Annotated in this window: 24 protein-coding genes and 1 pseudogene; 18 read left to right on the top strand and 7 right to left on the bottom strand. The window is 64.6% G+C overall.

What is annotated here, in order from left to right:
• Positions 1 to 22 precede the first annotated feature (22 nt).
• The 3 genes from E0W60_RS31760 to E0W60_RS31750 are packed head-to-tail and all read left to right on the top strand — an operon-like array spanning position 23 to position 3070.
• Positions 23 to 760: an SDR family NAD(P)-dependent oxidoreductase gene (locus E0W60_RS31760; protein ID WP_135706820.1), complete on the top strand. Its 738-nt coding sequence runs from the start codon at positions 23 to 25 to the stop codon at positions 758 to 760.
• Between the two features lie 25 nt (positions 761 to 785).
• On the top strand, positions 786 to 2234 hold the full coding sequence (gene gabD, locus E0W60_RS31755; RefSeq protein ID WP_135706819.1) for an NADP-dependent succinate-semialdehyde dehydrogenase: 1449 nt from the start codon (positions 786 to 788) through the stop codon (positions 2232 to 2234).
• A 2-nt stretch (positions 2235 to 2236) separates the two neighbouring features.
• Positions 2237 to 3070 (top strand): shikimate dehydrogenase family protein, encoded by an 834-nt coding sequence (locus tag E0W60_RS31750; protein ID WP_135706818.1) that lies wholly within the window; start codon positions 2237 to 2239, stop codon positions 3068 to 3070.
• A 154-nt stretch (positions 3071 to 3224) separates the two neighbouring features.
• On the opposite strand, the pseudogene E0W60_RS37815 reads toward E0W60_RS31750, so the two are convergent.
• The 3 genes and pseudogenes from E0W60_RS37815 to E0W60_RS31735 all read right to left on the bottom strand — a co-directional run.
• A pseudogene (locus tag E0W60_RS37815) lies at positions 3225 to 3631 on the bottom strand (IS30 family transposase); the annotation flags it as partial.
• Positions 3632 to 3967: 336 nt separating this feature from the next.
• A complete protein-coding gene (locus E0W60_RS31740; protein ID WP_135706817.1) occupies positions 3968 to 4651 on the bottom strand; it encodes a GntR family transcriptional regulator in 684 nt (227 codons plus the stop codon).
• 78 nt (positions 4652 to 4729) lie between these two features.
• Positions 4730 to 5560, bottom strand: a complete 831-nt coding sequence (locus E0W60_RS31735) for a shikimate dehydrogenase family protein (protein WP_135706816.1) — start codon at positions 5558 to 5560, stop codon at positions 4730 to 4732.
• Between the two features lie 119 nt (positions 5561 to 5679).
• Between E0W60_RS31735 and E0W60_RS31730 the strand changes: the two genes are divergently transcribed.
• The 10 genes from E0W60_RS31730 (at position 5680) to E0W60_RS31685 (ending at position 15743) form a co-directional block, all read left to right on the top strand.
• Positions 5680 to 6789, top strand: coding sequence for a glycerol dehydrogenase (locus tag E0W60_RS31730; RefSeq protein WP_135706815.1), 1110 nt, complete (start codon positions 5680 to 5682; stop codon positions 6787 to 6789).
• Positions 6786 to 8240 carry an NAD-dependent succinate-semialdehyde dehydrogenase gene (locus tag E0W60_RS31725; protein WP_135706814.1) on the top strand — a complete coding sequence of 485 codons (1455 nt, stop codon included), beginning with the start codon at positions 6786 to 6788 and terminating at the stop codon, positions 8238 to 8240. Before E0W60_RS31730 ends, E0W60_RS31725 begins: the two co-directional genes overlap by 4 nt.
• Positions 8241 to 8393: 153 nt before the next feature.
• Positions 8394 to 9206: a transketolase gene (locus E0W60_RS31720; RefSeq protein WP_431189932.1), complete on the top strand. Its 813-nt coding sequence runs from the start codon at positions 8394 to 8396 to the stop codon at positions 9204 to 9206.
• A gap of 5 nt (positions 9207 to 9211) precedes the next feature.
• Positions 9212 to 10192 (top strand): transketolase family protein, encoded by a 981-nt coding sequence (locus tag E0W60_RS31715; protein WP_135706812.1) that lies wholly within the window; start codon positions 9212 to 9214, stop codon positions 10190 to 10192.
• Between the two features lie 93 nt (positions 10193 to 10285).
• Entirely contained in the window at positions 10286 to 11551 is a 1266-nt protein-coding gene (locus E0W60_RS31710) for an ABC transporter substrate-binding protein (RefSeq protein WP_135706811.1), read from the top strand.
• Between the two features lie 85 nt (positions 11552 to 11636).
• Positions 11637 to 12521: a branched-chain amino acid ABC transporter permease gene (locus E0W60_RS31705; RefSeq protein WP_135706810.1), complete on the top strand. Its 885-nt coding sequence runs from the start codon at positions 11637 to 11639 to the stop codon at positions 12519 to 12521.
• Positions 12522 to 12535: 14 nt separating this feature from the next.
• Entirely contained in the window at positions 12536 to 13570 is a 1035-nt protein-coding gene (locus tag E0W60_RS31700; RefSeq protein ID WP_240746027.1) for a branched-chain amino acid ABC transporter permease, read from the top strand.
• 10 nt (positions 13571 to 13580) lie between these two features.
• Entirely contained in the window at positions 13581 to 14315 is a 735-nt protein-coding gene (locus E0W60_RS31695; protein ID WP_135706809.1) for an ABC transporter ATP-binding protein, read from the top strand.
• Positions 14296 to 15012, top strand: a complete 717-nt coding sequence (locus E0W60_RS31690) for an ABC transporter ATP-binding protein (protein ID WP_135706808.1) — start codon at positions 14296 to 14298, stop codon at positions 15010 to 15012. The genes E0W60_RS31695 and E0W60_RS31690 overlap by 20 nt, the downstream gene beginning before the upstream one ends.
• 32 nt (positions 15013 to 15044) lie before the next feature.
• The gene (locus E0W60_RS31685) at positions 15045 to 15743 is read left to right on the top strand and encodes an SDR family NAD(P)-dependent oxidoreductase (RefSeq protein ID WP_167884657.1); all 699 of its coding nucleotides are present in this window, start codon (positions 15045 to 15047) and stop codon (positions 15741 to 15743) included.
• Between the two features lie 114 nt (positions 15744 to 15857).
• On the opposite strand, the gene E0W60_RS37205 is transcribed toward E0W60_RS31685, so the two are convergent.
• Positions 15858 to 16019, bottom strand: coding sequence for a hypothetical protein (locus tag E0W60_RS37205; RefSeq protein ID WP_167884656.1), 162 nt, complete (start codon positions 16017 to 16019; stop codon positions 15858 to 15860).
• A 454-nt stretch (positions 16020 to 16473) separates the two neighbouring features.
• Here E0W60_RS37205 and E0W60_RS31680 point away from each other — a divergent pair, with 454 nt between their 5' ends.
• Positions 16474 to 17607, top strand: coding sequence for a nitronate monooxygenase (locus tag E0W60_RS31680; RefSeq protein ID WP_135706807.1), 1134 nt, complete (start codon positions 16474 to 16476; stop codon positions 17605 to 17607).
• A gap of 153 nt (positions 17608 to 17760) precedes the next feature.
• A complete protein-coding gene (locus tag E0W60_RS31675) occupies positions 17761 to 18729 on the top strand; it encodes a Bug family tripartite tricarboxylate transporter substrate binding protein (RefSeq protein WP_135706806.1) in 969 nt (322 codons plus the stop codon).
• A gap of 77 nt (positions 18730 to 18806) precedes the next feature.
• On the opposite strand, the gene E0W60_RS31670 is transcribed toward E0W60_RS31675, so the two are convergent.
• The 3 genes from E0W60_RS31670 to E0W60_RS38135 form a co-directional block, all read right to left on the bottom strand.
• The gene (locus tag E0W60_RS31670; protein ID WP_135706805.1) at positions 18807 to 19310 is read right to left on the bottom strand and encodes a DUF2889 domain-containing protein; all 504 of its coding nucleotides are present in this window, start codon (positions 19308 to 19310) and stop codon (positions 18807 to 18809) included.
• 90 nt (positions 19311 to 19400) lie between these two features.
• Positions 19401 to 20315: an IclR family transcriptional regulator gene (locus tag E0W60_RS31665; protein WP_135706804.1), complete on the bottom strand. Its 915-nt coding sequence runs from the start codon at positions 20313 to 20315 to the stop codon at positions 19401 to 19403.
• Between the two features lie 22 nt (positions 20316 to 20337).
• The gene (locus tag E0W60_RS38135) at positions 20338 to 21021 is read right to left on the bottom strand and encodes a helix-turn-helix domain-containing protein (protein WP_135706803.1); all 684 of its coding nucleotides are present in this window, start codon (positions 21019 to 21021) and stop codon (positions 20338 to 20340) included.
• 255 nt (positions 21022 to 21276) lie between these two features.
• Here E0W60_RS38135 and E0W60_RS31655 point away from each other — a divergent pair, with 255 nt between their 5' ends.
• Genes E0W60_RS31655 through E0W60_RS31645 form a run of 3 tightly spaced genes read left to right on the top strand, consistent with a single transcriptional unit; the run spans position 21277 to position 25137 of the window.
• Positions 21277 to 22464 carry an acetyl-CoA C-acyltransferase gene (locus tag E0W60_RS31655; protein ID WP_135706802.1) on the top strand — a complete coding sequence of 396 codons (1188 nt, stop codon included), beginning with the start codon at positions 21277 to 21279 and terminating at the stop codon, positions 22462 to 22464.
• A gap of 32 nt (positions 22465 to 22496) precedes the next feature.
• Positions 22497 to 23768 (top strand): iron-containing alcohol dehydrogenase family protein, encoded by a 1272-nt coding sequence (locus E0W60_RS31650; protein ID WP_240746026.1) that lies wholly within the window; start codon positions 22497 to 22499, stop codon positions 23766 to 23768.
• Between the two features lie 4 nt (positions 23769 to 23772).
• A complete protein-coding gene (locus E0W60_RS31645; RefSeq protein ID WP_135706801.1) occupies positions 23773 to 25137 on the top strand; it encodes an acyclic terpene utilization AtuA family protein in 1365 nt (454 codons plus the stop codon).
• Position 25138 lies beyond the last annotated feature (1 nt).

Raw genomic sequence — 25138 nt, 5'->3', positions numbered from 1 at the left:
ACTGACCGCACGGAGACACCGCATGTCTGACTTTGCATCGCGCACGCTGCTGTTGACCGGGGCCAACGGGGGGATCGGCCGCGAGGTCGCACGCCTGTTCCATGCCGGCGGCGCCAACCTGGTGCTGACCGACCTGGATGCGGACAGCCTGGCCGGCTTCGCGCAGACGCTTGGTGACCCGGACCGCATCGCCACGCTGCACATGGATGCTGCCAGCCCGGACGACAGCGCGCGCGCCGTCGCCACGGCGGTGGAGCGCTTTGGCGGCATCGATTTCCTGGTGCCGTCCGCTGGCCTGTACCAGGCCCAGCCCGTCGCATCGATGACCGACGACCAGTGGCGCCAGACGCTTGGCATCAACCTGGACGGCGTTTTCTACCTGGTCCGCCGCGCGATGACCGCCTTGCGCGAAGACAGCGCCATCGTCAACCTGACCTCGGTGGCGGCGCACCGCGGGGCCTACAGCAATGCCCACTATGCGGCCTCCAAAGGGGCGCTGCTGAGCCTTACGCGCAGCCTGGCGCGCGAACTGGGGCCGCGTACCCGTGTCAATGCGGTGTCGCCTGGCATCATTGAGACGCCGATGACGACCGAACTGGTGCGCACGCGCGGTGCCGAATCGGTGGAACAGACGCCGCTGCGGCGACTGGGCCATCCGCGCGAAGTCGCCAGCGCGATCGCTTTCCTGTGCAGCGGCGCCGCCAGCTTCATCACAGGCGAAGTGCTGCACGTCAACGGCGGCCTCTATATGGCCGGCTGATACGGCTCAACCCATCACACCGACTATGCTGAACCTGCAAGATTCCTCGCTGCTGCGGCAGCAGTGCAATATCGATGGCCGCTGGATCGACGGCGAGCGCCGCATTGACGTGACCAACCCCGCCACTGGCGAACGCGTGGGCCAGGTGCCGCAACTGGGCGCCGACGAGACCCGCCAGGCCATTGAAGCCGCCAACCGTGCGCTGCCCGCCTGGCGCGCGCGCACCGCCAGGGAACGTTCGGCGCTGCTGCGCAAGTGGTTCGAACTGATCCTGGCCAACCAGGAAGACCTGGCGCGCATCATGACCGCCGAGCAGGGCAAGCCGAATGCCGAGGCGCGTGGCGAGATCGCCTATGCGGCCTCCTTCATCGAATGGTTTGCTGAAGAAGGCAAGCGCGTCTACGGCGACACGATCCCCGCGCCGGCCACCAACCAGCGCATCGTCGTGACCAAGGAGCCGGTCGGTGTCTGCGCCGCCATCACGCCGTGGAACTTTCCCGCGGCAATGATCACGCGCAAGGCCGGCCCGGCGCTGGCGGTCGGCTGCACCATGGTGCTCAAGCCTGCCTCGCAGACCCCGCTGACCGCGCTGGCGCTGGTCGCGCTGGCCGAGCGTGCCGGCATCCCGGCCGGCGTGCTGTCGGTGGTGACGGGCTCGGCGAGCGCGATTGGCGGCGAGATGAGCGGCAACCCGCTGGTGCGCAAGCTGACCTTTACCGGCTCGACCGAGGTGGGCCGCGTGCTGATGGCGCAGACCGCGTCGACCATCAAGAAGGTGTCGATGGAGCTGGGCGGCAACGCGCCCTTCATCGTGTTCGACGATGCCGACCTGGATGCCGCGGTGGAAGGCGCGATCGTGTCGAAGTACCGCAATGCCGGCCAGACCTGCGTCTGCGCCAACCGCATCTACGTGCAGGCGGGCGTGTACGACGCGTTCGCGCAGAAGCTGGTGGCCGCCGTGGCCGCGCTCAAGGTCGGCAACGGCATGGAGGATGGCGTGCGCATCGGACCGCTGATCGACGACAAAGCCGTGACGAAGGTGGAGGAGCATATTGCCGACGCCGTCGGCAAGGGCGCGCGCGTGCTGCATGGCGGACAGCGCCACGCGCTCGGCCATTCGTTCTTCCAGCCGACCGTGCTGGCCGATGTCGCGCCCGGCATGCTGGTCGCGCGCGAGGAAACCTTCGGCCCGCTGGCGCCGCTGTTCCGCTTCGACACCGAGGACGAGGTCGTGGCCATGGCCAACGATACCGAGTTCGGGCTGGCCAGTTACTTCTATGCGCGCGACCTGGGCCGCGTCTGGCGCGTGTCCGAAAGGCTGGAATATGGCATGGTCGGCGTGAACACCGGCCTGATCTCGAACGAGGTGGCGCCGTTCGGCGGCGTCAAGCAGTCGGGCGTGGGCCGCGAGGGCTCGCACTACGGCATCGAGGACTACCTGGTGATCAAGTACACCTGCATGGCGGGCATCTGAACATGCTGATCGACGGCAATACCCGGTTGGTCGGCATCATCGCCGACCCCATCACCCAGGTGCGCACGCCGCAGCTGTTCAATGCCTCGGTGTCGCGCCAGGGCCTGAACGCCGTGTGCGTGCCGTTCCACGTCGCGCCCGAGCAGTTGCGCGTGCTGCTCGACAGTCTCCCGGCAATGAAGAACCTGGCCGGCATGGTAGTGACCGTACCGCACAAGGAAGCGGTCGTGGCGGCGTGCGCCGAGCTGACGGAGACCGCCCGCCTGGTCGGATCGGTCAACGCGCTGCGCTATGACCGTGACCGGCGCATCTGGGTCGGCGGCAACTTCGACGGCGACGGCTTCGTCGCCGGCCTGCGCGAGCGCGGCCACGCGCTGGCGGGCAAGCGCGCCCTGCAGGTCGGCGCCGGTGGCGCCGGCAAGGCCATGGCCTTCGCCATCGCGCGGGAACGGCCAGCGGAGCTGGTGATCCACAACCGCTCCGCGGAGAAGGCGGCGCAACTGGTCGAACGGTTGCGCGCAGCGCTGCCCGATGTGGCGATCCACGCGGGCGGCGATGACCCGGCCGGGTTCGATGTGGTGGTAAATGCCACGTCGCTCGGCCTGCGCGATGACGATGCGCTGCCGTTGCCGGCCGAGCGCCTGGCCCCCGGCACGCTGGTCTGCGAGGCTGTCGTGCGCGATCCGGAGACCGCGCTGCTGGCAGCGGCGCGCGAGCGAGGCTGTCGTATCCATCATGGGCAATGGATGCTTTACGGGCAAATCGTGGAGATCGCGCGCTTTCTCGGCGTGTCGCTCGAGGCCACCTTTGTAGAGCGGACACTGGGGCCGTGTTGAGTCCATTTGCGTCATGTCTCTCTTATATATTGAATTTAGCTCTCTCCCTAAACCCCTGTCGTCTCGCCGAGGCGCCCGGTGCAACAACTGATCGAAATCGCTAATGCCAGCACCACGGTAGAGTAGAAGGATGAAGATCCGCGACGCTGACACAGCGCACCCTTGCGGCGGTTGGCAACCGCGCTGGCGGTTGCCTTCGGCGTCGCTTCCTTGCATGCCACCGCTGCAACAACCGCGGAGACGCCCACGCGCATCATTATCGGATTTGCGCCCGGTGGCGCGCTCGCGTACTTCGACGCCTTGCAGCGAAAGTTGCCCAATCTCTTCTCGTTCCGCGAACGACAAGTACCTACCGGATATGGGGCTCGACATGAATAGTGGCATGCCGCCACTATGCCGGAACCAGCGAGTGCCTACTGCCTGCGACACGCCAACCGCCTCTGCAGCCTTCTCACTTGTAATCCCTGTCGCGATTTGCGCCCAAAATCGCCGTTCGGTCTCACGCCGATGTGACGGCGCACCTGGCAAACGCATCGCTTCTCGCCCTGTCAACTTCTGCATCCACCCCGCTGGTCGTCCCATAAACACCTCCTTGATTAAAGGTGTTGCGACGACCAGTTGAATCCGCCCTCTATAACGTTGGTAATTTTAATCAACTGCTTCGGAGAGCTCAGGCAACGCCTCACCGGGACCCTACTCCGCATGGGAAACATACATTCGCACGGATGCTGAGCGCAAAAATGACATGCTCGCATGAATGTTGAGCGTGGCTCGCACGAATGACGATCTTCAACAAACGTATGGCGATCTTCACCGGCCTCATAAAATGCAATTAATCGCAAAGAAAGGATCCCAACCCAAAACGAGGCCGCCAGAGACGCGGCCCCATCCCATTGACTAAGCCGTTTCCCGCTCTTCGCGTGCCGCCATCCATTCAAGCAAGACAACCTTCCCCCATTGGATGTCATCGCGGATGGCCTGCGACGCGGTGGCCGGGTCATGGCGCTCCAGTCCGTCAAGCACGCGATAGTGAGGGTGAGATTTCAAACTTTCACGGCTGGCGCGCAGTTCAGTATGGAAGATGTGCAGGAGCGGACCCATGCGTACCCACATGCTCTCGACGACTGCGTACAGGTTGGTCAGCCGCGATGCCGCCATCAGTTCGAAATGGAACTTGCGGTTCTGCGCTGCGGCCTCGCGCGGGCTGACCGCCACGGCCTTGATAAACGCCTCGTGCGTCTTGCGCAGCCGGGCGATTTCCTGCGGCGTGATGCGCTGCGCCGCGGTCTCGGCAGCGGCGCCCTCCAGCAATGTGCGCATCAACTGGATTTCCGCGACGGTGCCGGGATCCAGTTCGGGGACGGTGATCGAGGTGGCAGCGGTCATGGTCAGCGCTTGCTCGCTGACCAGTCGGAAAATCGCCTCGCGCACCGGCGTTGAACTGGTGCCAAGCGACTGCGCGAGATCGGCCACGCGCAGCCGTTCGCCGGGCACGTACTTGCCGCTCATCAGCGCAGAGCGGATTTGATCGTAGACTCGGGAAGAGAGATTGCCTTTTTCCACCCGTGCAAGTTCTTTCATGGGTCCTGCCTCAGCCATAGGTTCATGGACATATCATATATGATGTGCCGGCGCCGATTTTCCGCTGCGGCGATGGCGCTACTGCGCGGGGGTTGCGCTGAGCAGGAAGTCGGCTAGCAGCCTGATCTGCGAAGTGACCATGTGCTCGCCACGATGCACGCGGCAGCCGCGCTGCCGTGCCGCAATCAGCAGGGCGGTCTCGACCGGCTGCATGATGACCTCGGCGACGATGGTGCCGGGACGCAGCAGGGCGGGGTCGAGCGGCAACGGGTCGTCTGGCTTCAGGCCCAGCGAGGTGCCGTTGACGACCAGGTCCCAGTCGCCTTCCAGGCTGGCGGCGGCCTGAACCGCGGCACCGGGCCGGCGTGCCCGCAGCAGGGCGGCGAGTTCCTCCGCCTTTGCGCGCGTACGGTTCGCCACCGTCAACTGCGCGACACTGGCGTCGAGGAGTGCGGCAGCCACCGCCGTGGCGGCTCCCCCGGCACCGAGCAGCAGGGTGCGCTTGCCCGCCGGGTCGATCTGGTTGTTGCGCATGCCTTCGACAAAGCCGATGCCGTCGTACATGGCGCCAATGAGGCGGCCATCGGCGGTGCGCCGCACCACGTTGCATACGTGCAGGTCGGCGGCAATCCCCTCCAGTTCATCGCAAAGGCCGGCAATAGCCTGCTTGTGCGGCACCGTGACGATCAGGCCTGCGAGGTTCTCAACCTCGCGCAGGCCGCGTACCGCGTCGGCCAGCTGTGCCGGCGCGACCTGCCAGGGCACGAGGACCGCGTTGGTGCCGGTCTCGGCCATATAGGCATTGAAAAACGATGGCGTGCGCACGTGGTGGGTCGGGTAGGCGAGGATCACTATGATGCGGGTATGGCCATTGATGGCGGCGCGGGGCTGAAGATCGGGTGGCTGCATGAGCTATGTCTCCTGAAGCGGGTTGGATGAGTCCGAAAGAAATTCCTTGCCTGACAGGATATATCCTATATCATGTATCGAAATTCGGCGAGCGCCGGGTGAACGCGAGAGGAGACAACGTGCAAGCAGTATTCGGATCGCCCGGACGCTATGTCCAGGGTGCGGGAGCCATCGAAGTATTGGGCGAGCACGCGGCGCGCCTGGGCAGCAATGCCTTGCTGGTGGCCGACCGCATGGTGATGGGCATGGTAGGGGAACAGCTGGTGCGCCTGTGCGAACAGGCTGGCGTGGCGACGCGCAGCGTCAGCTTCGACGAAGCCCTGACACCTGGCCTGGTGGCGCGCCTGGCGGCAGAGGCCGGACAGCCAGGCCCCGACCTCGTGGTTGCGGCTGGCGGCGGGCGCAGTATCGATGCGGGCAAGGCGCTGGCCGACCACTTCGGCGTGCCGGTGATCACCGTGCCCACCGTTGCGTCAAACGACGCGCCGACCAGCAAGAACTATGTGCTGTATGACGAGGCGCACCGCCTGCTGGCCGTGCGGCATCTGCCGTACAGCCCCAGCAGCGTGATAGCCGACACCGCACTGATTGCCCAGGCGCCTGCCTCGATGTTGCTCGCGGGCATTGGCGACGCCATCTCGAAGATGTTCGAAGCCGAGCAGTGTGCGCGTGCGCGGGCGGGGCGGAATATGTTTGGCACGCGTCCGTTGCTGTCGGCCGCCGCGCTGGCGCGTGCCTGTCATGCGGTGCTGATGGCGGATGCGCAAGATGCGCTGGCCGCCGCCGGCACCGGCACGCCGACGCCCCCGTTTGAACGCGTGGTGGAGGCCACCATCCTGATGTCGGGCCTCGGCTTCGAGAGCGGCGGTTTGTCGATTGCCCATGCGCTGACGCGCGGGCTGTCGGCGCTGCGCGGGGTCAGACACGCGCCGCACGGCCTGCAGGTGGCGTACGGCCTGCTGGTGCAGCTGGAACTGGAGCGGCGCGACGATGCGGCGCGCACTGAAGTCGAGGCGCTTTACCGCAGCATCGGCCTGCCATTGTGCCTGGCTGACCTGGGTTTGCCCGATGCGACGGTGGAGGAGCTGCGCCACGCCGCGGAACTCTCGCTGGCCGCGCCCCATATGCGCAATTTCATGCGCGAACTGGACGCCGGCGACCTGGTCGCGGCGATGGGCGCGGTCAACGCGCGCGCGCTGCAGATGCTGCAGGCTGCGGAGGCATCATGAAGCTGCGCGATGCTGAACTGCTGCGCACGCGCGGCCTGATCGGCGGCGAATGGTGCGACGCCGACAACGGTGCCCGCTTCGCCGTGACCAACCCCGCCACTGGTGCAGTCATTGCCGAAGTCGCCGATATGGGTGCCGACGAAACCCGCCGCGCCATCGCCGCGGCCGAGCGCGCCCTGGCCGCGTGGCGCAACACCACCGCCAGGCATCGTGCCGAATGCCTGCGGCGCTGGTACGAGCTGATCCGCGCGCATGAGGCGGATTTGGCCGCGTTGATGACGGCAGAGCAGGGCAAGCCGCTGGCCGAGGCGGCAGGCGAGGTGGTCTACGGCGCGTCCTTTGTCGAATGGTTTGCCGAAGAAGCCACGCGCACCTACGGCGAGTGCATTCCCACGCCATCGCCTGATCGGCGCCTGATGGTGATCCGCCAGCCAGTGGGCGTGGTGGCGGCGCTCACGCCGTGGAATTTCCCGATTGCAATGGCCACGCGCAAGGTGGCGCCGGCGCTGGCCGCGGGCTGCACCGTGGTGCTCAAGCCGGCCGCGGAAACACCGCTGAGCGCGCTGGCGCTGGCGGAACTGGCGCAGCGTGCCGGCGTGCCCGCGGGCGTGTTCAACGTGGTCACCGGCGCCAGCGCACCGGCCATTGGCGAAGTGCTGGCGCGCAACGAAACCGTGCGCAAGCTGACCTTCACCGGCTCCACGCGCGTCGGCCGCCTGCTGATGGAGCAGTCGGCGTCCAATATCAAGAAGCTGTCGCTGGAACTGGGTGGCAACGCCCCCTTTATCGTGTTCGACGATGCCGATATCGATGCCGCGGTACGCGGTGCGATGGCCTCGAAGTACCGGAATGCCGGCCAGACCTGCGTCTGCGCCAATCGGATCTTCGTCCATGACGCGGTCTACGATGCCTTTGCCGCGAAGCTGTGCGCGGCGGTGGCGGGGCTGAGGATGGGCGACGGCAGCCAGCCTGGCGTCACCATCGGCCCGCTGATCCATGCCGGCGCGGCACGGCGCGTGCACGGCATGGTCGACGAGGCGGTCGGACTGGGGGCGCGCGTGCTGGCGGGCGGAACGCCGCCGCAGGATGGCTCTGCCTTCTATGCGCCCACCGTGGTGGGCGAGGTCAGCGCGCAGATGGCGCTGGGCCGCGACGAGATCTTCGGCCCGGTGGCGCCGCTGATGCGCTTTCATTCGGACGAGCAGGTCGTGCAGATGGCCAATGACACGCCGTTCGGGCTGGCCGGCTATTTCTACACGCAAGACCTGCGCCGCGTGTGGCGCGTGGCCGAGGCGCTGGAATGCGGCATGGTCGGCATCAATGAAGGCCTGATCTCGACCGCCGTGGCACCGTTCGGCGGTATCAAGGAATCCGGGCTCGGGCGCGAAGGGGCGCGCCAGGGCATCGAAGACTACCTGGAAGTGAAGTACCTCTGCATGGGGAGCCTCTGACGGCCGCCATGGCTGCCAAAGGCCAATTTTTTGCCCTATTAAAGGATATATGATGCATCATAAAAATGGAGATGTGAGATGAACCAGTCTGTAGCACCTGCGCTCGTCAGCACCGCCGCCGACCCGTTTACGCCCAGCGCCGAACAGGTGGCAATGCTCAAGGAGCGCGCCACCTTCGTGCGCCTGGAGACGATCCGCCTGATCGAGATCGCCAAGACCGGCCACTACACCTCGGTGTTCTCCGCGGCTGAGACCTTTGCCGCGCTGTACTACGACGTGATGAATCTGCGCCGCGGCGAGCCCGCCTGGGCTGGGCGCGACCGCTTCCTGATGGGCAAGGGGCATGCCGCAGTGGGGCTGTTCCCGATCCTGGCAGATCTCGACTTCTTCCCCAAAGAATGGCTGGACGACTACACCCGGTTGGGGAGCCCCCTGGGCGACCACCCCGACATGCGCAAGGTGCCCGGCATCGATTTCAGCTCGGGGTCAATTGGGCACGCACTGTCCGCGGGCTTGGGCATGGCACTCGCAGGCCGGCATGCGGGGCAGGACTTCACCACCTTTGTGATGCTGGGCGACGGCGAGATGCAGGAAGGACAGGTATGGGAAGCAGCGCTGTCCGCCGCGCACCATGGTACCGGCAGGCTGATTGCGATCGTTGACCGCAATGGCTACCAGCTTGACGGCGCAGTCGACGAGGTCATGGGCATCGAGCCGCTCGACGCCAAGTGGGAGGCGTTCGGCTGGGAGGTGCACAAGGTCGACGGCCACGATGTGACCGCGCTGACCGCGCTGCTGCGGCGGCTGCGGGCCGACACCGCGCGCACGCGCCCCGTGTGCGTGATCGCGAAAACCGTCAAGGGCAAGGGGGTTTCCTACATGGAGACCGAGCCGGGCTGGCACCTGGGCTACCTGGCCCCGAACGACGCCCAGCGCGCCATCGAAGAAATTCTCGCAAAGGACTGATTGCAATGAACCAGCCACTCTCCAAGGACTCCTGGCAGTACCGCGGCCTGAACGCGATCACCCCCGGACTCAGCTACCTCTCCGACGGCCTGATCGACCTGGTCGAAGCGGGCGCGCCGGTGCTCGCCGGCTCCGCCGACCTGCAGTACTCCAACGGGCTGATCCGCTTTGCCCAGCGGCATCCGGACCGCTATATCCAGTTCGGCATTTCCGAGCAAAACATGGTGACGGCCGCCGCGGGCATGGCCACTGCCGGCTATACCCCTTTTGTCGCCACCTTTGCTTCGTTCCTGGCGCTGCTGTGCTGCGAACAGATCCGCATGGACGTCGCGTACTGCGCGCTGCCTGTGCGCCTGATCGGCCATCACGCCGGCATCTCGCTGGGGTTCTACGGCACCTCGCATCATGCGACCGAGGACCTGGCCATCATGCGCTCGATCGCGGACCTGACCGTGGTCGCCCCCGCGGACGGCCCGCAGTTGCGCGCGGCGATCAATGCCTCGAAGGACCATGCGCAGCCGATCTACTTCCGCATCGGCCGTGGCCGTGAGCCCGCCGTCTACGAGGAGGGCACCGTCTTTGAGTTCGGCAAGGCGATCGAGCACCTGCAGGGCGAGGAACTGACGCTGATCGCGACCGGCTCGACGGTGCATCCGGCGCTGGAAGCGGCTAAGCGCATGAATGCCGCCGGCCGCTCGGTCGGCATGATCGACATGGCCACCGTCAAGCCGCTCGACCGCGAGGCAGTGTTGCGTGCGGCAGCGCGCTCCAAGGCAATCATGACCGTCGAGGAGCACAACGTGCTGGGCGGCCTGGGCGGCGCGGTGGCCGAGGTGCTGGCTGATGCGGGTGCGGGTACGCGGCTGGTGCGTCACGGCATTCTCGACGAGTACAGCCTGATCGCGCCACCGACCCACCTGTATGCGCACTACAAGCTCGATGCCGCCGGCATCGGCGAACTGGCGCAGCAGGTGATGGCGGCCTGACCGGCAGGGCGCGGGCCGCGCGCCCGCGCCGGATCACAGAAGCAACCCAGAGTTGCACCGGGCCGTCGGGTCCGGACCAAACCAGGAGACACTATGCATACGCACCCACGTTCGTCCCGCCGTCGCTTTATCGGCGCCTCGGCCTTGCTGCTGGCGCTGGCGGGCGGCAATGCCATCGGGCAAGTCAAGGAGATCCCGATCGGCTTCGTGCTGCCGCTGTCGGGCGGCGCCGCCACCATTGGCAACCAGACCAAGCTCGGCGCGGAAATCGCCGCCGAGCAGATCAATGCCGCGGGCGGCGTCAAGGCGCTGGGCGGCGCGCGCCTGAAGCTGGTGTTCGCCGACAGCCAGTCCAAGCCCGACGTCGGTGTCGCGGAAACCGAGCGCCTGATCCAGCGCGAGAACGTCACGCTGATCGTCGGCGCCTACAACAGCGCGGTGACCTTCCCGGCCACCGAGGTCGCCGAGCGCTACAAGGTACCCTGGCTGGTCACCGGCGCAGTCAAGGACGAGATTACCGAGCGCGGCTTCAAGTATGTGTTCCGGCCCAACAACAAGGCCATCTATGACGCACGCGAGCAGATCGACGCGCTCGACCTGCTGAAGAAGGAGACTGGCAAGGGCCCGAAGAGCATCGGCCTGTTCTACGAGGGTACCGACTGGGGCCGCTCGCATGCCGCCAACGTCAAGAAGCTGGCGAAGGAGCGCGGTTACGCCATCTCGCTGGATGAATCGTACCCGCCCAACCAGACCGACCTGTCGGCGCAACTGCTCAAGATCCGCAGCGCCAAGCCCGACGCGCTGATCGTCGTGGCCTACACGCCGGACCACATCCTGTTCACGCGCCAGCTCGCCGAAAGCCGCGTGTACGTGCCCTATGGCATCCACTCCGTGGGCGGTGGCTCGGAGGATCCGAACTTCTACAAGGCGGTGTCGCCCAAGGCCGTCGAGAACATGTTCGTGCAGGACGACTTCCAGGTCGACATCATGCGCGCCGCCAAGGATCCGGCCATGATCGCCGCCGATGCCAGGTTCAAGGCGGCGCTCGGTTACGGCATCAATTCCTACGGCGCACAGGGCGTGTCCAACGTCTACATCGTCAAGGACGCGCTGGAGCGGGCTGCCTCGACCGAGCGCGGCAAGGTGCGCGACGCCCTGGCCGCGACCGACATCAGCAGCGGTCCCGCGCTGATCACCGGCTACCAGCGCATCAAGTTCGACGCGCAGGGCCAGAACACCTTTGCCCACGGCGTGATCTCGCAGAACCAGAACGGTGAGCGCCGCACGATCTGGCCGGCATCGAACCGCCTGGCAGGCGTGGCGCCGGTGTGGCCGCTGCCCGCACCCGGCGCGCGCTGAGGCACCCGGCAGGACGGTCCGGCACGCCGTGCCGGGCCGGATGTATCGCAACACGGGCGCTGCCCGTGCTTATCGAGATAGTGACATGGACCCAACCATTCTGGCCTACGCCGTGGTCAACGGCGTACTGCTGGGCGGCATCTACGGCGGCATTGCGCTTGGCCTCAGCCTCATCTTCGGCGTGCTGAGGGTAATCAACTTCGCGCATGGCTCCTTCCTGATGCTCGCCATGTACCTGAGTTACCTGATCTGGTCGGTATTCGGCCTGCATCCTTACCTTACCGTGCTGTTCACCGTGCCGCTGCTGTTCCTGCTCGGCTATTTCACCCAGGCGGTAGTGATCGCCCCGCTGTTCCGGCGCGAGGCCACCATGGTGGTCGAGCCGCTTGGTGCCTTGCTGCTGACCACCGGGGTGTTCCTGGTGATCGACAACGGCATTCTGATGGCCTTCGGGCCCGATGTGCGCACGGTCACCACCGATGCGCTCAGCGGCTCGATCGACCTGGCATCGCTGCCGGTCAACGTGCCGCGGCTGATCGCGTGCGTGGCGGCGGTGGCGGTCGCGGCCGGCCTGTCGTACTGGCTGCGCGCCACCGACACCGGCCGCCAGATCCGCGCAACCGCCCAGAACCGCGACGCCGCAGCGCTTTCCGGTATCAACGTTGGCCAGGTCTACAACGTCACCTTCGGCATCGGCGCCGGCATCCTCGGACTTTTCGGCGCGCTGCTGGTGCCGTTCCTGTCGGTATCGCCGACCACCGGACTCGGGTTTGGCATCAAGTCCTTCCTGGTGGTGGTGCTGGGCGGGATCGGCTCGATTCCGGGTTCGCTGCTCGGCGGCCTGGTGCTGGGCGTGTTCGAGTCGGTCGCCTCGCAGTTCGTCACGGCCACGTCCGCATCGGTGTTCTCGTTCTGCCTGTTCATTATCGTGCTGCTGTTCCGCCCCAACGGGCTGCTCGGCCGCAAGTAGGGAGGGACACATTCATGTCCGTACTCATGACCGTATCCAGGACCAATATCAACGCCGTGATCGGAATTCCGCTGATGGCCGTTGCCGGCGTGCTGCCGCTATTCGTGCAGGACGGCTACGCGCTCCACTCGCTGATCATGATCCTCTACTTCGCCTACATGGCGTCGGCATGGAACTTCGTCTGCGGCTATGTAGGTCAGCTGTCCCTGGGCCATTCGGTGTTCGCCGGGGGGGCCGGCTATATCACCGTGCTGCTATTCACTCAGTTGGGCATCTCGCCCTGGTTCGGCATGCTCGCCGGCGGGTTGGCTGCGGCGCTGCTGTCGGTGTGCATCGGCTATCCCACCTTCAAGCTCAAGGGGCCGTACTTCACGCTGACCACCATTGCCTTTGCCGAGATCGTGCGTATCTGGATCGAGAATACCGATGAGTTCCTCGGTATCCCGCTCAAGGGGGCGCAGGGCCTTGTCATTCCGCCATCGCAGGCAGGCTGGCTGGCGTTCCAGTTCGACGACAAGGTACCGTACTACTACATCATCTTTGCGATGCTGGTGGCGATGCTGCTGGCCACACTGGCGCTTGAACGCTCCCGCCTGGGCTACTACCTGAAGGCGATCCGCGGCGACGAGGCCGCCGCCCAGGCGGTAGGCGTCAGCACTACGCGCTATCCGATCATTGCGCTCGCGATCAGCGCGTTCATGACCGGGCTGGGGGGCGCCTTCTATGCGCAATTCTTCCGCTACATCAATCCGGAGCGGAACATGGGACTGGACCTGTCGATCGACGCTGCCATCATGGCCATCGTCGGCGGCCAGGGGACCATCATCGGCCCGGTGCTGGGCGCCTTCGTGCTGCACCCCATCGCCGAACTCGCCCGCGCCTGGTTTGCCGGCAAATTCCTCGGCCTGCACCTGGTGATCTATGGCCTGATCCTGATGGTGGCGGTGCTGTATTTCCCCAAGGGCATTATCGGCCCGCTCGAGCGGCTGCTGCGCTACCGGCGCGCACCGCATGCTACGGCCAAGGCGGTCGTCGCCAAGGACGCCTGAAGGAAGATCCATGGAACGTATTCTCGAAGTGAAATCGATCTCGAAGCGCTTCGGCGGCCTGCAGGCTGTCAGCAAGCTTTCGTTCTCGGTGGGAAAGGGCGAGATCCTGGGACTGCTCGGCCCGAATGGCGCGGGAAAGACCACTGCCTTCAACCTGATCGCCGGCGCAATCCAGGCCGACGAAGGCGACATCCAGTTCGGCGGACAGCAGATCCGCGGCAAGCGGCCGCATCAGATATGCGCCGCTGGCATCGCGCGCACATTCCAGCTGTCGAAGCCTTTCGGCGGGCTCAGTGCGTTGGAGAACGTCATGGTCGGCGGCTTTTCGCGCAGCCGCGTAAGGGCGCGCGTGCGCGACGAGGCCTACGCCTGCCTGGAATTCCTGGGCTTGGCTGCGCGTGCCGATACCGATGCCAGCGACCTGACTGCCTTCGATAAGCGCAAGCTCGAACTGGGTCGGGCGCTGGCCACGCGTCCGCGCCTGCTCTTGATGGATGAGGTGGTGGCGGGGGCCACGCCCAACGAGGCGGGCGAGATGGTCGAACTGGTACGCAAAATCCGCGACACCGGCGTGACCGTGCTGATCGTCGAGCACGTGATGAAGGTCATCATGGGCTTGTCGGACCGCGTGATCGTGATGGAGCAGGGGCGCCTGATCGCCGACGGGGCGCCTGCTGACGTGGTCCGCATGCCCCAGGTTCTCAATGCCTATTTCGGAGATGGCTATGCCAGCAGCAGTATTTGAAGTGGAGGACCTGTGGTCCGGCTATGGCGAACAGCAGGTGCTGCGCGGCATCAACCTGTCGCTGGCGCCGGGCTCAATCACCGCGCTGATTGGCGCCAACGGCGCTGGCAAGACCACATTCCTGCGCACAGTGTCGGGGCTGGTCCGGCGCAAGCGCGGCGCGGTGCGCATGGACGGACGCGAGCTCGATGCCCAGGCGCCGCACCGCGTGGTGCTGGACGGTTTCGTTCAGTCGCCGGAAGGCAAGCAGCTCTTCCTCGGCATGTCGATCCTCGAGAACCTGCTGATCGGCGCCAGCAATCGGCGCGCGCGCCAGCGGCGCACGCAGACGCTGCGCGAGGTGTTCACGCTGTTCCCGATACTGGAGGAGCGCCAGCACCTGGCCGCCTCGACACTGTCCGGGGGGCAGCAGCAGATGCTGGCGGTCGGCCGCGCGCTGATGGCGCTGCCACGCGTGCTGGCGCTGGACGAGCCATCGCTCGGGCTCGCGCCGATCATGGTCGATCGGCTCTTCGACAGCATTCGCCAGCTGCGCGAGCGCGACATGGCCGTCCTTGTGATCGAGCAGAACGTCAACCAGGTGCTGGACATGGCCGACTACGGCTACGTCATCGAAAGCGGCACCATCGCGCTGTCCGGGCCGGGCAAGGAACTGCTTGCCAACCCGCACTTGCGCGCAACCTACCTGGGCGTGTAGCGCCCCGTTTCTTCAACAGGGAGTGAGGCAGTATGAGTCAACGGATTGCAGTGGTAACGGGCGGTGGAACCGGAATCGGCCGTGCCATCGCCGAATTGTTTGCACAGGACGGCCTGCGCGTGGTATGCCTGGGCATGGACGCCGACGAAGACCTGCCGGGCGCTCTGGACTTCCGACGCGGCGATGTCACTGCCGTGGACGCCATGCGTGACGCCACGGCGGACCTGGATGCGGTGTCGGTGCTGGTCAACGCAGCCGGCATTATCCTGCACGAACGCAAGGAGTTCTCACCGGAGGGATTCCGAAAGGTGGTCGACGTGAACCTGAACGGTTCGCAGGCGATGATCAGCGTGCTGGAGGAGCGCCTGGCCGCTGCACGCGGCGCCGTCGTCAACGTGGCGTCCATGTGGAGCTACTTTGGCTCACCCAACAATCCGGCGTACACGGCCAGCAAGGCCGGCGTGCTTGGGCTGACCCGCGCCTACGCGGCAGCGTTGGCACCAAAAGGCGTCCGCGTGAACGCGGTCGCGCCGGGCTGGATCCGCACGCGCTTGTCATCGGGCGCGCTGGATAACCCGGAGCGCAGTGCGGGGATCATGGCTCGTATTCCGATGCAACGGTGGGGCACGCCGCGCGATGTGGCGCGCGTGGCGCGCTTCCTGTGCTCCGACGACGCAGCCTATGTGACCGGTGTCATCTTGCCGGTTGATGGCGGGTTCGGCATTGCCTGATTCAGAAGAACCCAGGTCCGTTTGAAGGTGCTGTTGAAGCTCGGGCCGGTCCCGTGCACATGAATGCCATGTGGTCAATCACCCCAAATGGGGGTGCTGAAGTATCGCTGGAGATCAGATGCACGATCGGCCCACCGTTGCAGTACAGCCATGCGCCAGGGAACGATAGTCCGGGCGCGGTCCTTTCGAGAGCCAAAGTGTTTGCGCGTAGAACTGCACGCTGGACGCCAGGTTCTTTGTCAGGACAGTGAAGTGATTCATGCCGGTGACTTCCATCGCCTATTCCTTCGTGAACGATTGTCATTGATGCATGATATATCCTAGTGGAGATCGCGGACTGGCATCTACGTAACCTTGCGCGCATCATTTGGCTTCGCGCGCTCACCTGGCCAAAACGGGAATTCCTGCTGCTTGTTTTGCATGACGGAACAAATGGCCCGCGGCTTCGAAGCGCGACTACGTTTTCCTAATATCGTTCGACCAAAGCGAAAACGGCTGGCCAGCGCACCCATCCAGAGTATGCGGGATAAGGGCAGAAAGGCGGGCTTCACTCGGCTCTGATGCCGCTGTGCCGACCCTTTTCATTGGCGTAAGCCCCCGCTCCACGCTGGTCTTAGATATTTCCGAATCAGTTCGCTGAAGAGCTTGCCGTGAAGATCACGGAATTGTTTCGGTGGAGCGGACGACCATCATCAAGCAATGACGGTGGCACTCTTTCTGGAGTCCTGAGATGAAGAACGACATGACCAGCTTGCGCCAGAAGCTGGGATATTCCGTCCCTATTTTCGCCTTTTCCCACTGCCGCGATGTCGTTGTCGAGGTCACGCGCGCCGGTGGCTTCGGCGTACTGGGCGCATCGTGGTTTACCCCGGAGCAACTGGAAGTAGAGCTTGCCTGGATCGACAGGCACGTTGACGGCAAGCCTTACGGCATCGACATCGTCGTGCCTGGAAAGTACTCGAAAGAGGCGGAGGAAACCACAGGATCGCTGGATGCACTGATCCCTGGCGAGCACAAGGCATACATGGATACCGTCCTGAAGGAGGCGGACGTGCCGCCGCTGCCCGCGGAAGAACATGGCCGCCTCTACGAGGAGATCCTTCAGGTCGGGCGCAATCGTACGGCGAGCGGTGGCATGCGCCTGGTGGAAGTCGCACTGCAGCATCCACAAGTCAGGCTGGTGGTCAGCGCGCTAGGCGAGCCGCGCGCCGACATCGTGTCGCTACTGCGCAGCCGCGGCATCCTGGTGGGCGCGCTTTGTGGCAAGGCTGAACATGCCGAGCGAAACCTCAAGGCCGGTGTGGACCTGCTGGTGGCCGTTGGCACTGAGGCGGCCGGTCATACGGGCGAGATCACGACCATGGTGCTGGTGCCGCAAGTGGTAGCCGCCGCTGCCGGCCGAGTGCCGGTGCTAGCCGCTGGTGGGATTACCCGCGGAAGCCAGATTGCTGCAGCACGGGCACTGGGCGCGGAGGGAGTCTGGACCGGCACGATCTGGCTTGGCACACGAGAGAGCGAACTGATCGAGCCGTTCCAGAAAGAGGTGCTGTTTGCAGCGCGCTCCGAAGATGTCGCGCGGCGCCGGTGCTGGAGCGGAAAAACTGTCCGCATGATCAAGAGTCAGCTTTCCGAAGCTTGGGAGCGTCCTGATGCGCCCGTACCGTTACAGGCGCCGCTTCAAGCCGTGCTCTGGAATCCGGCACAGGCTCGTGTGGTGCGGGCGAAGCGCAAGGAGTACTTTTCATATCCGGCGGGCCAGGGCGTCTGGGACCTGACACATGAGCGCTCGGTCAAGGATGTCATGTACCAACTGCAACTGGAGTATGCCGAAGCCATGGAGCGCATGACCGCGCCCGACGATTGAGCGCCAGGGAGTCCATGCGCGCACGGCAGCAATCGATCAATCCGGTGCGCATATCACCACCCGCAGTTCGCTGTCGGGCTACGCATCGCGCCAGAAAACGTTCGCGTTGCGTCGAGCTCTTGTACTGTCTGACGACAAATCTTGGAGCCAACCGTGAGAGGATTTCCCAAAACATTCTTTGCCGCCGTGCCGCTTATCCTGGCGTGCACAGGGGCGATGGCGCAGTCGTCGTTCCCATCCCGGCCGATCCGTGTGATCGTTCCGTTTGCGGCCGGCAGCACTACAGACCAGGTGGCGCGCTTTATTGGCCAGCATGTCACCGAGCAGACCAGACAGCCTGTCGTCGTGGAAAACAAGCCCGGCGCTAATGGGATTATTGGTATCCAGTACGCACTGAGCCAGCCTGCTGATGGCTATACGGTCATCATCACGACCAGCACCACGCACGCGTCTAACGCGAGCCTGTACAGGAAGATGCCTTACGATCCCGTCGCGGACTTTGTCCCCATCGCCGGGATCTCGTTAGGTGGCATGGTGCTTGCCGTCTCACCGACCGTAAAGGCCGAGAACGTACCTGAGCTGATCGCCCTGGCCCGGGATAAACCCGGAACGCTAACCTTTGGCAGTGCCAGCTCGTGGACACTTGCAGGCGGGGAGCTGTTCAAGCAGCAGGCAAAGGTAGACATCCTGCATATCCCATACAAAGCGATGTCGGCAGTGGTCGGCGATATCATCGGTGGCCGTGTCGACATGACGTTCGGCGACTCGCTTTCGATCATGCCGCAGGTCAGGAACGGCAAGCTGCGCGCGCTTGGTGTCTCGACGCGCAATCGCATGCCTGGCCTTGAGACGGTTCCCACGATAGCCGAGCAGGGCGTCCCGGGTTACGAACTAAGCGGCTGGGTCGCGGCGTTCGCACCAAAAGGCACGCCCGCAGAAGTGGCGGACAAGCTGAATGAAGTCATCACTACTGCCGTGAGGATGCCCGAAGCTGCTCGACTGTTTTGCGAAAGCGGCTGGCGGCCGATGCCCATGTCGCGCCAGGAGCTCGCGGACTTCCAGAAGAAGGACATCGAACGCTGGTCGCGCATCGTGAAGACTGCGAAGATGGAACTCGAATAGCCTGCCATCGAGAACCGCCGGCCGTGCGAATGCCGAACGGTCGGCGGTGCGTTTTCACGCCGGCCGCGCTTATTCCCTTATTCCGAATCCGGCTGATAATGCTGGGGCCAGTAGCGCTGAATGACACTGCGGTGTTTCGCATAGCTGTAGCAGCTGTCCACCTGGACCGGGACCTTGCTGGTGTCCACGGTTGTCTGCCTTTCGCGCTGCACGCCATTAATGCCCTGGAAGGCGGTAGTGCCCATGGGAATCAGCATCTCCATCAGATGCGTACAGCTCGCCGCGCCGCGCAGCTTCGTCTTGACGGTCGAAGACCAGCCAGATGCGATCCGATCTCCAACGAGCACGGATAGTGTCGACTCGGTTTCCTTGCAAAGCGAGTAGGGCGTGGCATCAGACGAGGCTTCCACCGCGCGCACCACATAGTCCCGATCCACCGTGAGGCGCAGGGACAGGTCATGAAGCGGTTCGCCCGGTGGCAACGGATCCGGCAGGCTGATCCGCTGGAAGGCAAATGGCTTGGTATCGACCAGTCGTGCTTCGATTTCGTAGAGCCCGTCTTCACTCTGATACGCCTTCATCGAAATGACCCGCTCGTGGATTTCACGGCGGGCAGCGGGGGATGACAGGGCATTTGAAAGTCTCACATGTTGGGGCCGCGGATGGCGCTATCACGCTAACAGCGATACCTTCAGGTCATCTGCGACCTTCAGCAGCTGCGGCGCTATTTCCCGCTCGACGCGTTCGGGATAGAAGTCCTGGGCCGACATGCCACAACCAAGCACGAAGATATCGTCGCTGCCGGTGGGTATCACGGGGACCGCGACAGCGCCAATGTTGCGCGACAAGTTCGAGACCGAGGTACAGTAGCCCTTGCTCAGGTATTCCTGCCGCGATCGTTCGATCTGGCGCGCCAAAGGCGACCACCGTTCCCCATACTGCGACCGCAGCCGCTCGAGCAGCGGTGACGCCTCGCTTTCCTTGAGCGCACAGAGAGCGGCGAACCCAGATGCGGAACGACAGATCGGTAGCTTCCCACCGACATCCAGGACAACGGCATCCGGGTGGTACGGACTCACGACGTGCTCGACGACCTGGACCAGGTCGCTCTGCCGTATGCTCAGCGCTGCATACACATCGAGTTCGCTGGCGAGTTGTTTCAGTTGCTGCTGCGATGCGGAAGCAGGAATCCGCGCGAAGGCATTGCCAAAGCCAAGGCTCAGTGTCAATGCTGTAAGTCGCAGGCGTCCGCGCTGGCTTTCGCGAGCGAGGTAGCCCAGGTCAACCAGGACGGCGGAGAGCCGCGAGACAGTCGTGCGCGTCAGACCAGACCGCTCGGAAATCTGCGCGTTGGTGAGCCACGTATCGTGGTCTTGCCAGGATTCAAACAGCGCGAGGCCATGGGCCAAAGCTTCGACGAAATCGGAGCCCGGGTCCTGGCGCGCAGGCGCAGTCTTGCGTGTGGAAACGGCCTTCCTGCGCTCGCCAGAGGTGGTATGTACCCGGCGCACGATTCCCGTCAGGTCCAGCTTCGTCGCGGTCGGGTCGGCGATCTGCCAGACGTTTTGGAGCGGCTTGGTGTCCATGGGTTGCTACCTCTCGGTACAGCTATTGCTGCGCAATGTATCGCGCGGACTGGCAAAGATGCAGTCCGACACGGGCGAGGCGCGCCTCGGATGGCGCTTCGGGCTGCGGCACATGCAGCGTCAATACGAAGTCACCGACGTGCTCGAACCGCACTGCGGTACTGGCGCTCAGTTCGCTGGCCGCCACGTCCCACCAATAACACCATCCCTTCTCGCTGAGTTGCCTGGCAAATTCCCCAGTGACGCTGGTCTTGTCGCCATAAAAGAACTCCCGGCAATGGCGCGACGGAACCTGCTCATCGTCGGACACCTCGCCGGTTCCCTGTGACAGCAGCGTGCTGGCGGCAGCAGACCAGCGGAACACCGGGACCATGGTGCGTCCGATCATCGCTTCCAATACCGCGATCCCACCGGTTTCCTCGAAGAATGCCTGGAAGCGCGGCGCATGCTGCGCCAAGTCGAGTCCGGCGAGCATCGACCGGCCCGAGCGTGCGCTGAGATGCCCCGGCACATAACTGCCCTGGTCGGTGCGACGCAGGTAACCCATGGCCGCCAGCGTGTTGGTCAGTCGGGACACAGTCGCCTTCGGCAGTCCGGTGCTTGCCACGACATCCCGGTTGCGCAGCGGCCTGTCGGCGCTGCCTAAGGTTTGCAGTACTGCCAGGCCACGTTCCAAGGAAGTGACTTTGTAAGGCTTGGATGGCATGGGGAGATGCGAAAGACGGGGACGCCCCGAAGGATGACCCAGCTTAGTGTCGTGAATCGATAGCTGTCAACAACGGGTAATCCCTGCCCGATTTAGCGATTCTATTTGCCGAATACTGGGTTTTGCGAGGTGGAAGACTGCGTGGACGGCGACTCGCGAGTTTTCGCTGCCGGAACAACTTGCGACTTGCTGTCGCGCGCAGGCCGTGCTCCGCAAGATGCAGGTCATACGCGAATCTAGTCCAAGGAGCCTCCGGTGCGCGAAGCCGTCATCGTATCCACTGCACGAACTCCCCTTGCCAAGTCCCATCGGGGGGAATTCAACATCACGCCGGGTCCCACCCTGGCTGCTTTCGCCATCCAGGCCGCGGTTCAGCGCGCCGGCATCGAGCCGGGGCGCATCGAAGACCTGATCCTGGGCTGTGGCTACCCGGAAGGCACGACCGGCAGGAACGTTGCCCGTCAGGCAGCACTCCGGGCGGGCCTGCCGATTGGCGTCGCAGGTGCCACGGTGAACCGCTACTGCGCATCAGGTCTCGAGGCCATCGCTATTGCAGCCGGACGGGTGGTCATGGATGGCGCCGATGCCGCTGTCGCAGGTGGTGTCGAAAGCATCTCCCAAATCCGAGCGCGCGCAACCGACGGAACCGATACCACCATCGATCCCTGGCTTGCCGAGCATCGCCCTGAACTATTCCTGTCGATGATCGAGACTGCGGAAGTGGTCGCCCGGCGCTACGAGATCAGCCGCGAAGCACAGGACCGCTTTGCCGCCGACAGCCAGCGAAAGGTGGAAGCGGCGCAAAAGGCGGGGCGCTTTGCCGACGAAATCGTCCCATGCACGACGACGATGGCGGTCACCGACAAAGTCACCAAAGCCGTGACGCACAAGGAAGTGACCGTCGACGCCGATAACTGCAACCGCCCGGGCACCACCTACGAAAGCCTGGCAAAGCTGCAGCCCGTGCTGGGCGAAGGACATTTCGTGACGGCAGGAAACGCTTCGCAGCTGTCTGACGGCGCCTCGGCCTGCGTGCTGATGGAGGCGTCCCAAGCGTCGAAGCTGGGACTCGAGCCGCTCGGCGCGTTCCGGGGATACGCGCTGGCCGGCTGCGAGCCCGACGAAATGGGTATCGGTCCCGTCTACGCCGTTCCCAGGCTACTGAAGCGGCACGGCCTGGCCGTGGCGGACATCGGCCTGTGGGAACTCAATGAAGCCTTTGCGAGCCAAGCGGTCTACTGCCAGCGGCAGCTTGGCATCCCGGACGAGCGCTTGAACGTGAATGGCGGCGCGATCTCTGTGGGGCATCCGTTCGGCATGAGCGGCGCGAGACTGGCAGGTCACGTGTTGCTGGAGGGCCGCCGGCGGCGCGCCAGGTATGCGGTCGTGACGATGTGCATCGCCGGTGGGATGGGCGCTGCCGGCTTGTTTGAAATCTTCTGAACCCGGGCAGCGGCTGCATTCGCCGCCTCGGCTTGTTTTCACCCGCGGAACAGTCTCATGCCGGCTTCGCGCTGGACGCCAGCCGCCGCATCATGGTTCTCACCTTACAGGCAATGCGCAAAACCTCAATGCAATCCTTCCGTCATATCGTACCGGCCCTGCGCATCTTCCAGGGTGCGGACAGCCTCGGCTCGCTCGGGGCAGAGCTGGAGCGGCTCGGCAGCAAGCGCGCGCTGGTCTTCTGTGGCGCAACGCTCGGCCGCGACGCCGGTATCGTCGACCTGATCGTCTCGGCGGCGCAGGGACGCTGTGCCGGTGTCTATACCGGGGTGCGTTCGCAAAGCCCGCTGCCTGCGGTCGAGCAAGCCGCAGCGGAACTGGCGCGGGTAAATGCCGATGCCGTCATTGCGGTCGGCGGCGGGTCGGCGATCGTGACTGCGCGCGCAGCCAGCATCCTGATGGCCGAGCAGCGACCGGCCGACGCCATGTGCACGCAGCGCGACCCGGCGGGGAAGCTAACCAGCCCCAAGCTGCTCGCCCCCAAGCTGCCCCAGCTGGTCATTCCGACCACGCCGACGACCGCCATCGTGAAGGCCGGCAGCGCCGTCCTTGATCCGGCCGACGGCAGCCGCCTGGCGCTCTATGACCCCAAGACCCGGGCGCAGTCCGTGTTCATCCACCCGGACCTGCTCAGGACTGCGTCGCGCCAGCTGATCCTCAGTGCCGGACTCAATACGTTGTCGCTGGCAGTCGAAGGCCTGATGTCGCGCAAGGGCGATTCCATGGCCGATGCCATGCTGATGCACGCGGTGCGCCTGCTCACGAAGCATCTTGGTGCGAGCGAGCACGAATATGACGACGGCGAGCGTGCGGAACTCATGGCGGCTTCGATCCTGTGTGGCCATGGTTCCGACTACACGGGTGCGGGCGCTGCCCTGACACTCGGCCACGCCATCAGTGCCAGGTTCGGCATCGACAACGGCATCACCGACGCCATCGTGCTGCCCGCCGTGCTTCGTTTCAATGCCCCCGAAGCCGCGCAAGGCCTTGCCAAGATCGCTACCGCGCTTGGGTTGCCTTTGCAAGGCGCGGAACAAGAGGTGGCCGGCGCCCGGGTGGTCGATGCGCTTGCGTCGGTGTTCGGCGCACTGAAGCTGCCCACGCGCCTGCGCGACCTCGATGTCCTGCAGGACGCGCTGCCCGAGCTGGCCCGGGTTTCCTTCGACGACTGGTACCTGCAGAACAACCCGCGCCCCGTGCGCGACGCGGAACAGTTACAGCAAATTCTCCAAGAGGTGTGGTGACAACATGAAAGACATCGTACGTATCGGATCTGGTTCTGGTTTTTGGGGAGACGCACTCGACCCCGCCCTGGAACTGCTGGAACACGGCAAGCTTGACTACCTGTCGTTCGACTTCCTCGCCGAGCTGACCATGGCGCTGCTGCAGCGCCTGCGGGCCAAGAATCCGCAGTTGGGCTACGTGCCGGACGTCATCGACTACATGCGCGCTACCATGCCACTTGCGCGCCAGTCCGGGACGAAGCTGATTTCCAATGGCGGTGGCGTCAATCCCATGGCCGCTGGCAACGCCATCGTCAAGACAGCGCAGGAATTGGGCTTGTCGGGGACGAAGGTTGGGGTCATCGAAGGCGATGACGTGCTGCACCGGCTCGACGACATTATCGCGAGTGGCATTCCCCTCGTAAACATGGATACCGGCGACACGGATTTCGCCAGAATCCGTTCGCGCGTCGTCGCGGCCAATGTCTATACCGATGCCTCGGGCATCGTGGAAGCCCTGGGGGCCGGCGCGGATGTGGTGGTGGCGGGCCGCGTGTCCGACAACGCGCTGTACGTGGGCCCAATGGTCCACGAATTCGGGTGGCGCTACGAAGCATCTTACGAGGACCGCATTGCCGCGGCGGTGACGGTCGGCCACGTGCTGGAATGCGCGGGCTGCGCCAGCGGCGGGATCAACTCGCGCTTCGCCGAGATGCCGCATATGGGGAATCTCGGCTTTCCGTTCGCGGACTTCTCCAAGGACGGCACCGCCGTGATCAGCAAGCTCCAGGGAACTGGCGGCCGGGTCGACCAGTTTACGATCAAGGAGCACCTGCTTTACGAGATCAATGATCCTCGCCGCTACGTGATGCCGGATGGCGTTGCCGATTTCACATCGCTCTCGCTTGAAGAACTGGGCGGCGACCGCGTTCGCATCAGCGGCATGACGGGAACGGGTCGTCCGGACCAGCTCAAGGTCGTCATCGGCTATGAAGACGGTTGGATTGGCGAGGGCATGATGTTCTTCCCCTGGCCGTCGGCGCTGGCGCGGGCGGAGAAGGCCCGCGAAACCCTGCTCGAGCGCTTTGAGCGTCTGGGCCTGAAGGCCGACGAGATCCAGTTCGATTTCGTCGGGGTCAATATGCTGCACGGCCCGGCGGCACCCAGAAGCAACTGCGACCACAACGAGGTCGGTCTGCGCGTCGCAGTGCGCACGCGCACAAAGGACGAGGCCGAGAAAGTTCGGCGGGGCTGCGCCCATATGTGGATCATGGGCCCCGGCGGCACGTCGTTCGGTGCACCGATGAAGCCGCGTCCCGTGGTGTCGCTGTGGCCGACGCTGATTCCGCGCGAGCTGATCCAGCAGACCGTGACGGTCCTCGACGTTTGAA

Source organism: Cupriavidus oxalaticus (assembly GCF_004768545.1).
Taxonomy (GTDB): domain Bacteria; phylum Pseudomonadota; class Gammaproteobacteria; order Burkholderiales; family Burkholderiaceae; genus Cupriavidus; species Cupriavidus oxalaticus_A.
The sequence above is the reverse complement of the archived record's forward strand: the minus strand, read 5'-3'. Positions and strand labels throughout refer to the sequence as shown.